The organism is Bacteroidales bacterium, assembly GCA_016707785.1.
In the GTDB taxonomy this organism is placed as follows: Bacteria; Bacteroidota; Bacteroidia; order Bacteroidales; family UBA4417; genus UBA4417.
In genome coordinates, this window is record JADJGZ010000057.1 from 1 (window position 1) to 11,816 (window position 11,816).

At 43.2% G+C, this 11,816-nt stretch carries 10 protein-coding genes and 1 pseudogene; 3 read left to right on the top strand and 8 right to left on the bottom strand.

From position 1 onward, the window contains the following. Positions 1-1,247: 1,247 nt before the first annotated feature. From IPH84_18855 to IPH84_18865, 3 genes and pseudogenes are all read right to left on the bottom strand, one after another. Positions 1,248-1,499: a nucleotidyltransferase domain-containing protein gene (locus IPH84_18855; protein ID MBK7175224.1), complete on the bottom strand. Its 252-nt coding sequence runs from the start codon at positions 1,497-1,499 to the stop codon at positions 1,248-1,250. 17 nt (positions 1,500-1,516) lie between these two features. Further along, positions 1,517-1,899, bottom strand: a pseudogene (locus IPH84_18860) (nucleotidyltransferase substrate binding protein). A 205-nt stretch (positions 1,900-2,104) separates the two neighbouring features. Beyond that, entirely contained in the window at positions 2,105-2,986 is an 882-nt protein-coding gene (locus tag IPH84_18865) for a DMT family transporter (GenBank protein ID MBK7175225.1), read from the bottom strand. Positions 2,987-3,639: 653 nt separating this feature from the next. Between IPH84_18865 and IPH84_18870 the strand changes: the two genes are divergently transcribed. Genes IPH84_18870 through IPH84_18880 form a run of 3 tightly spaced genes read left to right on the top strand, consistent with a single transcriptional unit; the run spans position 3,640 to position 4,928 of the window. Continuing rightward, the gene (locus IPH84_18870; GenBank protein MBK7175226.1) at positions 3,640-3,921 is read left to right on the top strand and encodes a PQQ-dependent sugar dehydrogenase; all 282 of its coding nucleotides are present in this window, start codon (positions 3,640-3,642) and stop codon (positions 3,919-3,921) included. A 12-nt stretch (positions 3,922-3,933) separates the two neighbouring features. Next, the gene (locus tag IPH84_18875; protein MBK7175227.1) at positions 3,934-4,653 is read left to right on the top strand and encodes a PQQ-dependent sugar dehydrogenase; all 720 of its coding nucleotides are present in this window, start codon (positions 3,934-3,936) and stop codon (positions 4,651-4,653) included. A gap of 29 nt (positions 4,654-4,682) precedes the next feature. After that, complete coding sequence (locus IPH84_18880; protein ID MBK7175228.1) at positions 4,683-4,928, top strand: T9SS type A sorting domain-containing protein; 246 nt, start codon at positions 4,683-4,685, stop codon at positions 4,926-4,928. 192 nt (positions 4,929-5,120) lie between these two features. Here the strand turns inward: IPH84_18880 and IPH84_18885 are convergent, their stop codons facing one another. The 5 genes from IPH84_18885 to xylA all read right to left on the bottom strand — a co-directional run bounded on the left by IPH84_18885 (position 5,121) and on the right by xylA (position 11,810). Continuing rightward, positions 5,121-5,579: a hypothetical protein gene (locus tag IPH84_18885; protein ID MBK7175229.1), complete on the bottom strand. Its 459-nt coding sequence runs from the start codon at positions 5,577-5,579 to the stop codon at positions 5,121-5,123. A gap of 168 nt (positions 5,580-5,747) precedes the next feature. Next, positions 5,748-6,377, bottom strand: a complete 630-nt coding sequence (locus IPH84_18890) for a hypothetical protein (GenBank protein ID MBK7175230.1) — start codon at positions 6,375-6,377, stop codon at positions 5,748-5,750. Between the two features lie 420 nt (positions 6,378-6,797). Further along, positions 6,798-8,411, bottom strand: coding sequence for an ATP-binding cassette domain-containing protein (locus tag IPH84_18895; protein MBK7175231.1), 1,614 nt, complete (start codon positions 8,409-8,411; stop codon positions 6,798-6,800). 419 nt (positions 8,412-8,830) lie between these two features. Then, entirely contained in the window at positions 8,831-10,252 is a 1,422-nt protein-coding gene (gene xylE / locus IPH84_18900; GenBank protein MBK7175232.1) for a D-xylose transporter XylE, read from the bottom strand. Positions 10,253-10,484: 232 nt separating this feature from the next. Then, positions 10,485-11,810, bottom strand: a complete 1,326-nt coding sequence (gene xylA, locus IPH84_18905) for a xylose isomerase (GenBank protein MBK7175233.1) — start codon at positions 11,808-11,810, stop codon at positions 10,485-10,487. Between the last annotated feature and the right edge of the window lie 6 nt (positions 11,811-11,816).

The window sequence follows — 11,816 nt, forward strand, 5'->3', positions numbered from 1 at the left end:
TTCTTCCTCCTGCCGCCAGGACGATTCCCTGATCAGGCGGATGATAAAGGCAGATGTGACTTCAAAGTAATTCATATAACAGGTTTTAAAGGATTAAATCCTGTCAACGGCCGGAAAGCAGGTGTATAACATAGGGTACAACAGGATAGATTTCCTGAAAAAGTAAAGAAATGTTGTATGGTGGTACATACGGACTTTTTGGTTGGCTACCCTCATCGTTTTACCACCGTGGCTCCGCGCTCGGTTGGTTCTCTTTTTGAGAATCAGGGACTGATGCAAAGATATTGAAATCCGGAAATGAAATTGAAATCATGTTAGCGAATTTTTGTATCGACTCAATTAGTTGAGATAGTTCGACTTCTGCATGACCAATGCAAAGGATAAATTTACATTGTGAGTGGGTTGTATCTTTATTGAAAGGAAGAAATTACAATTAAAACAATCATCCAATAAATCACAAAAGTCCCCATCTCTTCTGTTGTTTTTTGGACAGGCATACACCCTTCGGTAATACAACTTCCAATCCTCTTGATAACAAGTTCAAATCATATCGGAATAGTTCTTGCTTTTTATTAAAAATCCAGTGTTTATGAGACGTATCATGAATCAGAGTTTTCAGGAGATCGGCACCATCAAAATCACAGTTTATATCTCTTAAGTCTACTTCAAGAACAGACACATTTAATTTTCTGATTTTATGCTTTTTTCCTGATCAATTCGATGTGAAACTGCTATTTCAATGATCATTGGTTTATTGTTCTGATCAAGATAATATCTGGGACAATTTAACCAATTGTTTTTCAAGATATACATGGTCAAAGTAAACTGTTTGATGTTTGTATAGGGCTTCACTCCCTTCCAGTCTCAGATCATCAATACCTACTGCCGAAGCATAATTTTTATTCCGTTTTAGAAATTTCCTTTGCTGCAATATGCAAAGCTGTTTGTAATGCCCCTTGCATACCTGTTTTATTATGATGAGCAAAAGGATGTTGCATTCTTTTACCTTTTCTTGCAATCAAAGGTTTATTGCAGACAGGACAAACACAAGAGCACTTAAGACTCCTTAACATCCGAGACAGAAATATTGTCCCTCCTGAGACCGAAAGAAAGAAGCGGCTCCATAAGAAAAAAATAACTAATGAATATATTAATATCAGTAAAAATAAACTTTAATATGCCTTTGAATAAATCTCAACACTACCCTTTCAATATGTTGTTTAAAGTCCATCCCTCTGTTATACTATTCAAAAGACTAAATCAAAAAAATAGGGTTGATCCAGATCATCTAACCTATTTTGCATCGACAAAATATCCTTTAATTTCAGGTCCTGACCTTTCAATGCAATGTCAATATCTGATCCGGGTTTATTGGTTCCTTTTGCCCGTGAACCAAATAGAAAAGCTTTTTCAATGTGTTCATGCTCTTTGAATATTTGTATTATTTCAACGAACAATTCCTCATTAATTCCAAAAGGTATATTTAACTTACTAGTCATTCTTTTGCATCTCGGCATTAAAGGTTTGCAACAAATAATGCAAAAAGCGGATAATATTCCTTTATCACTGCTTTGGCAATCTCATTGGCTGTTTCCCTCATTATAGGTATGAGAAGATAATCGCCTGCTTTTCACCATTTCCATCCAGGTTTCTCCCGGGAGATCAATCCATTTTGAAAAGACAACGAAATGTGTCTTTTTGAACCTTGTATCCTGTATAACCCTGTTCCTCAAGAAAATCCTTTAATAGATTCCAGGCTAATTCAAATGTATATTCAAAGCGTTGAATTAAACCTTCTCTTTCTATCTCGGAAAGAGATGGCATCCTGACAGCCAATTCCAGCTGCCGGAAAGCTTTTCGATAATTAACTAATCTTTGTTGCCACCTGATGTCTTCCATAAATAACTCAGAAAGTTTTATCTGTTTATTATATACTCAATCGCAATGAATTTGCGGAGCAAGATTCTTGCAGATTGAGTTATGCCGAAGCACAAGTATCCTCCGCCAGCCGGCGGATCGCAAAATGATTTAGCAACGGTATAACAAAGTTAAGTCATTGCGTTGTATTTCCCAACTCATACTCATTCTAAAGGTTCAATCTGGTTCACTTCTTTCTCTTCCAATTGATAATATATACTCCTGCGAGGATAAGAGCCATGCAACCCAGATGGTGCAGGGTTATTTTTTCTCCGTCGATTACACCCCAGAGTATGGCGAATATTGGAATAATATAGGTTACAGAAGATGCTGCAATTGCTGAGGAATAGCGTATCAGGCTGTTCATGAGCAGCATAGCAACAGCAGTACCTACAATAGCCAGGGTAGCAAGGGCAAGAAGGTGCATTGGCCAGTCAGGATTTTCAAGCACCGGTTCAAACCTGGTGGTAAGAAGGTATATCAAAGCAACCGGACCAATAAACAGGAACGATAATGAAGTGATCTGAACTCCGGTAAGATGGGTAAGCTTAGCCTTGATCTGGTTAATATTGATGGCATAAAAGCAAGTAGCCAAAACGATATAAAGAGCATAACTGTTCACTTTTGAAAGCTGCAATTCGCTACCTGCCAGGATTAATCCTGCGGCACCGATCAGTCCAAGTGATAATCCAACAACCTGCAACCACTTGAATGATGACTTATGAAACAACAGCCCGATAATAAGTGTGAATACAGGAGTAAGCGAATTGAGCATTCCAGCTACTGAGCTATCTACCCGGGTTTCAGCTTTCATGAACAGGAATGCAGGGAAAAAGCTACCGATAAAGCCGGCAATCAGCAGGCTTTTCAAGTCTTTACGCTGCAGGTTTTTAAGTTCCCTTATTGATAGAGGAAGCAGGAAAAGAGAAGCAATCACAATACGGATAGCTCCTGCCTGGTCGCTGCTGAAGCTCTTCAATCCGATTTTCATCAGGATAAAAGAACTGCCCCATACGAAGGCCAGTAATAGTAAAATGCTAAGCTGGAACCAGCGTTTTTCCCAGATCATTGAAAGTGCATTTGAGGGGTGAAAGGGCGGGATGGGGTGAGGGGGTGATGAGGGGATGGGGTGAGGGCGGGACGGGGTGAGGGCGGGATGGGGTGAGGGCGGGATGGGGCGAGGGGGGGGATGAGGTGAGGGGCGGGATGGGGTGAGGGCGGGATGGGGTGAGGGCGGGTGAGAGGGATGGGGTGAGGGCGGGAGGGGAGGGCGGGATGGGGTGGGGCGGGATGGGTGAGGGGGGGGGAGGGGGTGAGGGGAGGGATGGGGTGAGGGGGGGATGGGCGGGGGGGGGGGGGAGGGGGAGGGCGGAGGGGAGGGGGGGGGGGGGGGGGGGAGGGCGGATGGGGTGATGAGGAGATGCCCCTAAGGGGAAGTATTTGGATGAGGATTTTCCAGTCCTCCTAACAATGATGTTAGGTAACTAATAGAACTCGAATGACTTAACGGGTTGAGAGGGGTTCAAACGGATGCATTGCCAACATATTCTTTTCCCGGTTGTTTTAAATATGAATGGATACTTCACTTCATTCCTCTAAAACTGCTACTATGAAAACTTACCATACTTTCTTATTGCCTTTGCTTCTTTTACTCACTCAAGCACCTGCTTTTTGCCAGGAATCTACCCCTTCTAACCTTCTGACCCTTTTGCTACTGGCCTCATCGAACCTGTTTGCATTGCAAATGCCGGTGACAGCCGACTCTTTGTAGTAGATCAGCATGGAATTATCCAGATTGTAGATTCGAATGGCATTGTTCTTCCACAACCATTCCTCGATATTCACGAGAGGGTATCATATGGTGGTGAAAGGGGGTTGCTCGGACTTGCCTTTCACCCGGAATTCAGTTCAAATGGGTATTTCTTTGTCAATTTTACAGGCAACGGCGACAGTACTCGTATTTCCCAATTCAGCATGAGCAGAGACAATCCCGGATCTCGCTGACCTGAAAGCGAAATGAACCTGATGACCATCTTCCAGCCCTTTCGCAACCACAATGCTGGTCACCTGAACTTTGGTCCGGATGGATATTTATATCTTGGCCTGCGCGACGGTGGTTCTTCCGGAGATCCAGGGAACCGGGCCCAAAACCCAATGGAATACCTGGGGAAAATGCTACGCATCGACGTGGATAGCGAGAGTCCCTATGGAATTCCTCCCACCAATCCTTTCAATGGGAGCCTGAATACACTCAATGAAATCTGGGCACTGGGATTGCGAAATCCATGGCGATTTAGTTTCGATCGTTTAACAGGAGATTTATGGATTGCAGATGTGGGGCAAAACGCTTTTGAAGAGGTTAATTATCAACCGGCAAGGAGCGCTGGGGTGAAAACTACGGATGGAGATGCTATGAAGGGAAATCAACCCTATAATACCACCGGATGTGCTGCATCAACTGAATACACTTCCCCGTACACACTTATCCCCATGATGATGGCTGTTCTGTTACTGGTGGTTATGTTTACCGTGGCTCAACATCCTCTCAATATTATGGCAGGTACTTTTTCGCCGATTATTGCTCCGACCGAATCTGGACACTCCATAATGTTGGTGGTACCTGGCAAAAGGAAGACTTCGGACAATATACCGGAAATAACTTCAGCACTTTTGGTGAAGATGCAGAAGGTCAGCTTTATATTGCAGGTGTTACCAGCGGGACTATATTCCGCATAACCACTGACTTTACAGGCCTATCAGATGAATTGTCAAGCCAGGTCACAATAATACGGGATCCTCTTACTGGAAATGTAAAGATTGAAACCTTGCAGGATCAGACCGGTGAAATGAAGATTTCCCTTACTGATATCAAAGGTATTCCCCTTTTTGCAAAAATATCAAAGGAGAAAAGCATAACAGTAGATACCCGTCTCCTACCGGCCGGTATGTATTTCATCAGGGTGTCAATAGGCTACAAAGTGCTGGATTACAAGTTTGTTAAAGTAAATTAGGGAATAATTTGTGTTTCCATCGACAGGCTTAATTTGATTTAAGCCTTTCTAATTAGAATTGTTACAAATGGTTACAACTGCTCAGTGAGTTGTCATTGGGTATTAAATCAAACGTTCTTTAGAGAAGCCCCATTCTTTGATAAGATTGCTATCCTTTCATTTCAAAGGAAATCATCTGTTGCACTGAAGCTTTTATACATGAGCAAGACCAGTAATGGTCTCATACGATTGAAGTCCTGCCTTCGCGGATTCGAGAGTTTTATACTTGTTAATTTCAAAAATCTCATGCTGTTCTGCATCGTACAGAGCAATCCTGAAATCGTGTTGTTGAGTGTCGAGTTGACGGTTTCCTGCACTAAATGCGCTCCAAACAACCCTGGATTCCTTGACACCTAGTTTCATTGAGGAGTCAAATGAAAGCCATTTCCCGATCGGGATAAATCCAAAAATATAATTCGAAAACCTTATCCGATGTTTTTCAGCGTCAATGAGGGTGCCGGTGGATGAGAACCCGACAAATGCCCCCAGGATCAAAAGGAGGAGGCCAAACCATGAAGATAAGAGAAGAATCAATCCGGCAACCACTAACACACTTCCAGCTGTAGCTCCAACCGGCCCAAAGGATTTGTCTAATCTATTCTTAGTAAGCATAGAAGATGATTTCACAAAAACCACATAAATAACTAATATTCAACAAGTAAAATTAGTTACAAATGCCTAATTCTGTCCTCTTCTTCTCCAATTAAACATACTCTTAGTTTCTGCCCTCATCAAAAGCAGCTATCAAGAAGATTACTCACGAAAGTTGGAGGAGGTAATCTAAAAATTCACCCCTAAAGAAATGTTGGTCACAGGAAGTTTGATAGCCCTTTCTTCCACCAGTGTTGCTGAACGGGAAGCATCGGGAAGAGATACCTCAAAATCATAGTTGTTAGATGTGAATTCACAGCCGATCATAAGGGCTTTCCAACGGATATTCAGCCCAAAAGAGGTGCCCAGTTTGAATTGATTTTCTGCAGTATATTTTACATCCTTCTGACCAACGATAAAGTAGTTGGGAAACACCTTGAAATAGAGGTCGGTAATAAATTCACCACCGGGATTATAAGAAAGGCATGGCCCTAGTTTAGCTCCAACTGCGAAGAAACTTACCGTTTCATTGTTTTCAGAGGCAGATTTTTTGTTAAAAAGTCCATTAAGACTTAGATAGGTTACATCCACTCCGAGTTTCAACTGATCGGGAAGTTTTAATGCATTAATATAGAAAAGTGTTCCTACTTCCAATTGCCCTCCAGCATTGATGACTTCATCAGTTTTCAAGGTTCCTCCGGGTATGGCATAGCCTAACCTGACGTAAGGAGCGTTATCGAATACGTTGTTATTACTATTCTGGCTGAATGCTGACAGGGTTATAAACAGGGTTACAGCGATAGAGAAGAATGTTTTCATAGAAGGATGATTGTTTTGGTTTTTGCAAATATATGGATGTATTTATTAAAAGCAAATTTGAGGGGGAAATGCAGGGTGAAGAATGAAAAATGAAAAATGAAAAACGTAAAATGAAAAATGAGCCGATAGGCTCCCCTTTGGGGCAAAATGAGCCGAAGGCTCCCCTTTGGGGAAAAATGAAAATTAGCTAAAGGCTCTACTTTAGGTTGCTGGCGATTATCAATGGAACGCAGATCCACCAGCTGGCGGACGGATTGCCTTACAGATTAAACCGAATTAGATTTTCTATGAAGCACAATTGAATTTGTGAATAAAAAAATGAAAAAGTAAAATGAGCGCAATACTCCCTTTCAGGGCACCCTGCACGGCAAGGCTCCGGGGCCAAAGGCTCCCCTTCGGGGCACTGGCACCCGGCACTGACTAAGCGTACATCGACTCCCGTTGTTCCTTGAGTTTAGGATCAGTGATATAATGGTCATAGTCCATCTTTTTGTCGATGATACCCTTCGGGGTGAGTTCAATAACCCGGTTACACACTGTTTCAATGAATTCATGGTCATGCGACGACATCAGGATATTGCCTTTGAAACCTGTGAGGGAATTGTTGAATGCCTGGATGGATTCGAGGTCCAGGTGGTTGGTGGGAGAGTCAAGTACCATAGCATTGGCATTGCGGAGCATCATGCGTGAGATCATGCAGCGGATCTTCTCCCCTCCTGAAAGGACTGAAGTTTTTTTGAACACCTCTTCTCCGGAGAAAAGCATCTTGCCAAGGTATCCCCTGAGGAAATTCTCGTGGGTATCACTGGAATACTGCCCTAACCAGTCGAGCAGTGTCATCTCCTTCTCAAAGAAACCAGCATTTTCGAGGGGAAGATAGGCATGGGTAATAGTGATACCCCATTCAAAACTACCCTTATCTGCTTCAGCATTACCGGTAAGAATGTCAAACAGTGCCGTCATAGCCCTGGCATCGCGGGACAGGAAAACAATCTTGTCGTCCTTATCAACAGTAAAATCCACTTTTTTAAACAACAGGGTTCCGTCGAGGGTTTTCTGCAGACCCTTCACTTCAAGGATAGAGTTACCAGGTTCCCTTTCAGGGGTGAAGATAATTCCAGGATACTTACGGGTTGACGGTGCAATTTCATCTACATTCAGCTTTTCCAACACCTTCTTCCTGCTTGTAGCCTGGCGCGATTTGGAAGCATTGGCACTGAAACGTGCAATAAATTCCTGGAGCTCCTTTTTCCTGTCTTCAATCTTTTTATTCTGCATTTGCTGCAACGACAAGGCCAGCTGGCTCGACTGGTACCAGAAGCTATAGTTCCCGGCCATCATCTGCATCCGGTTGTGGTCAATATCGACGATATGGGTGGCAATTGAATCAAGAAAGTGCCTGTCGTGAGAGACAACCAGGATGGTATGTTCAAAATTGGCAAGATATTCTTCGAGCCACATAACTGTTTCCAGGTCGAGATCATTGGTCGGCTCATCCAAAAGGAGGTTGTCCGGTTGTCCAAATAAAGCCTGGGCAAGCAGCACTTTCACTTTCTCTTTACCGCTGAGTTCTTTCATTGGCCGGTAATGGGATACTTCTGCAATCCCCAATCCTGACAGCAGGTTGGCTGCATCACTTTCTGCATTCCAGCCGTTCATATGGGAGAACTTCTCTTCGAGTTCTGAAACGCGTATCCCATCAGCATCAGAGAAATCGGGTTTGGCATACAAAGCATCTTTCTCCTGCATGATGGCCCAAAGGGTATCATAACCCATCAGCACAGTATCCAGGACAGAGTATTCATCGAATTCATTATGGTCCTGACGCAGCACGGAAAGCCTTTCCCCATGGCCCAGACTAATATTGCCTCTTGTGGAGTCCACTTCCCCGGTAAGGACTTTTAAAAAAGTTGATTTCCCGGCTCCGTTGGCACCAATAATTCCATAACAATTGCCATTGGCAAATTTCATGTTTACATCCTGGAATAAAACCCGCTTACCAAATTGCACTGCCAAATCAGATACTATGATCATTTTCTATTATTTATCTTGCTAATAATTATTGAGTTAATCCTTTTCCAAAAGGCCGGCAAAGGTACTCAATATGAAAATGAAAAATGAAAAATGAAAAATGAAAAATGAAAAACCTGTCTTACCGGGGAATCTCAGAAATAAATGAATGAATATTTATTCTAAAAGGCAGGTGAGCCAAAGGCTTCCCTTTGGGGTAAAATGAACCATAAGATTTAATTCGGGCTGTTGACTGTTTCAAATGGAACGCGGATGAAACAGATTATTCCGCGGATAAAAACAGGATAAATTTGCTAAAAAAAGCACAATTTATCACGTAGATATAGAAATGAATAAAGTAAAAGGACCACAGACTTCCCTTCGGGAAATTGCCGAATTGCCGAATTACCGAATTGCCAAATTTCTAAATTTCTAAATTATAACTACTTCTTCCAAAGCCCTTCCATCTGTTCGAGGGTTTTATTACGGGTTTCGGGGACTATCTTCCACATGAACCAGGCAGCAAGGAGACCCATGATTCCATAGATCCAATAGGAGAACCCCTGGTGGAAGATGGCATTGAGGGCGCTGCTCTTATCCATCATAGGGAAGGTCCAGGAGACGAGATAATTGGAAATCCATTGTGCAGCAACTGCTACAGCCATTGCTCGGCCACGGATTCGGTTAGGGAATATTTCGGAGAGGAGGACCCAGGTAACTGGTCCCCAACTTACTGCGAATGATGCAACATAGGTAAGCATGAAAATAAGGGCCGCAAAACCGACTTTTTCAAGGAAGAAAAAGAAGCCCAGGGCAATCATACTAACAGCCATTCCAATTGCACCAATAATCATTAATGGCTTTCTGCCGTATCGGTCAACTGTAAAGATGGCAACAACAGTGAAAGTCAAGTTGATAATCCCGACGATAATGGTTTGAAGAAGAGAGGCATCGGTATTATTACCCAGGTTTTTGAAGATTTCCGGAGCATAATACAGCACAACATTAATTCCGACAAATTGCTGGAAAATTGAGAGTAAAATACCTATGATTACCACCAGGAATCCGTAGGAGAAAAGCTTTGAACTGCCAACAGCATTTACAGAAGTTCTGATTTCTTCCATAACCTCCCGCGCCAGTTTTTCGCCATTGATCTTCGACAGAATACGGTTTGCCTTTTCTTCCTTGTTCTGCATTACTAGCCATCTCGGACTTTCAGGAACAAAGAACAGAAGAATAAGAAAAATAACTCCCGGGATAGTCTCTGAGAAGAACATCCAGCGCCAGCCAAAGGAATGAAGCCATTCTTCACTTCCCTGGAGAGAGATGGCATAATTAACGAAATAAACTACCAACATTCCGAAAATGATGGCAAACTGATTCCATGAAACCAGGTTGCCTCTTTTAGAAGCCGGCGATATTTCAGCAATATACATAGGGGAAAGCATAGAGGCGAGTCCGACCCCTACCCCACCAATGATGCGATAAATGATGAATGCTGTGAGGAATCCGGAAACATCATTACCAACAGGAGCCAACAATAATTCGGGGAATCCTGAACCTATGGCAGAGATAATCAATAAGACTGCCGCTACAATCAGGCCGTTTCGTCTTCCCATCTTCAGAGCAATCCAACCACCTAAAAGTCCACCGATGATGCAACCTACCAACGCTGCTGAGACGGTAAATCCCAGCAGGGAGTTTGCCGCGGTTTCCTGCAGGCCACGGGGGTCGATGAAATTGATTTTCAATGAACTTACTGTCCCGGAAATCACGGCTGTGTCATATCCAAACAGGAGTCCGCCAAGGGTTGCCACCAGGGTAAGGCTCCAGAGGTAAGTGGTGTTGATGGATGTTTTATTCATGATGTTTCTTATTAAATTCGGTATATATTTTTCTGGGATATTGCCATTGAGTTTAAAAATGCGACTGAGTAATTAAAACCACCACAAATTACACAAATGAACCACAAATGAGCTCAAATGCACCCATTATCCCGACATCACTCAGAGCCAAAGGCTCCCCATCGGACACTCAGCACTCAGCACCCGGCACCCGGCACTCAGAGCCAAAGGCTCCCCTTCGGGGCACCCGGCACTAAATAAAGGAATTGAGCAATTGTTCGTACAACTCCTGTTTCCCGCTGATCATCGAAGGTTCCCCGGTAGCTTTGGCAATATTCCTTAGGTCCTCAAGGTTCAACAATCCGTTTTCAAAGGATTTTCCTATACCTGAGTCAAAAGATGCATAACGCTGGCGACGAAGTTCAAGGTAATTCGATTCTCTGAGAATGGCATCAGCAATGATAAGGCTGCGTGCGAAAGTATCCATTGCAGCTACATGGGCAATAAAGATATCCTCAAGATCGGTTGAATTCCTGCGGGTTTTGGCATCGAAATTTATTCCTCCTGTTGTGAAACCTCCTGCTTGCAGAATCACTAGCAGAGACTCCACTGTTTCATAAAGATTGATCGGGAACTGATCGGTATCCCATCCATTCTGATAATCACCCCGGTTCGCATCTATGCTTCCCAGCAATCCGGCATCTGCAGCCATTTGCAGTTCATGCTGGAATGTGTGGCCGGCAAGGGTAGCATGATTTACCTCAATGTTCAGTTTGAAATCCTTATCCAATCCGAAATGCCTGAGGAAGCCAATTACAGTTTCAGTATCAAAATCATATTGGTGTTTTGTAGGCTCCATGGGTTTTGGTTCAATAAGGAAAGTCCCTTTGAACCCTTTACTCCTGGCATAATCGCGTGCCATGGTGAGGAAAGTGGCCAGGTGCTCTTTCTCTCTCTTTGTATCTGTGTTCAGCAGACTCATATAACCTTCCCGTCCACCCCAGAACACATAATTTTCACCCCCTAATGCAATAGTTGCATCCAGGGCATTTTTCACCTGGGTACCGGCATGGGCTATTACCTGGAAATCAGGATTGGTTGAGGCTCCATTCATGTACCGAGGATTAGAGAACACATTGGCTGTTCCCCATAATAGTCGGATTCCTGATTGTGTTTGCTTTGTTTTGGCATATTGCACCATTTCACCCAGGCGCTCTTCTATTTCAAAAACACTGCCATCACCGGCAACATCAGTATCATGAAAACACCAGAATGGAATTCCTATTTTGCTCATGAATTCGAAAGCGGCATCCATTCGGTCATAGTTGCGCTGCATAATGTTCTCCGATTGTTCCCATGGAAATTCTTTGGTGCCCGGACCAAACGGATCGCCACCACTTCCAAGCAGGGTATGCCAATAAGCCATTGAAAAACGGAAATGTTCTTTCATCGTTTTTCCTGCTATAACCCGGTTTTCATCATACCATTTGAATGCCAGGGGCGTCCTGGATTCCTTACCTTCGAAAATGATTTTCCCTATTCCAGGGAAAAATTCTTTATTGGAACTAGAATGATTCATGAATCA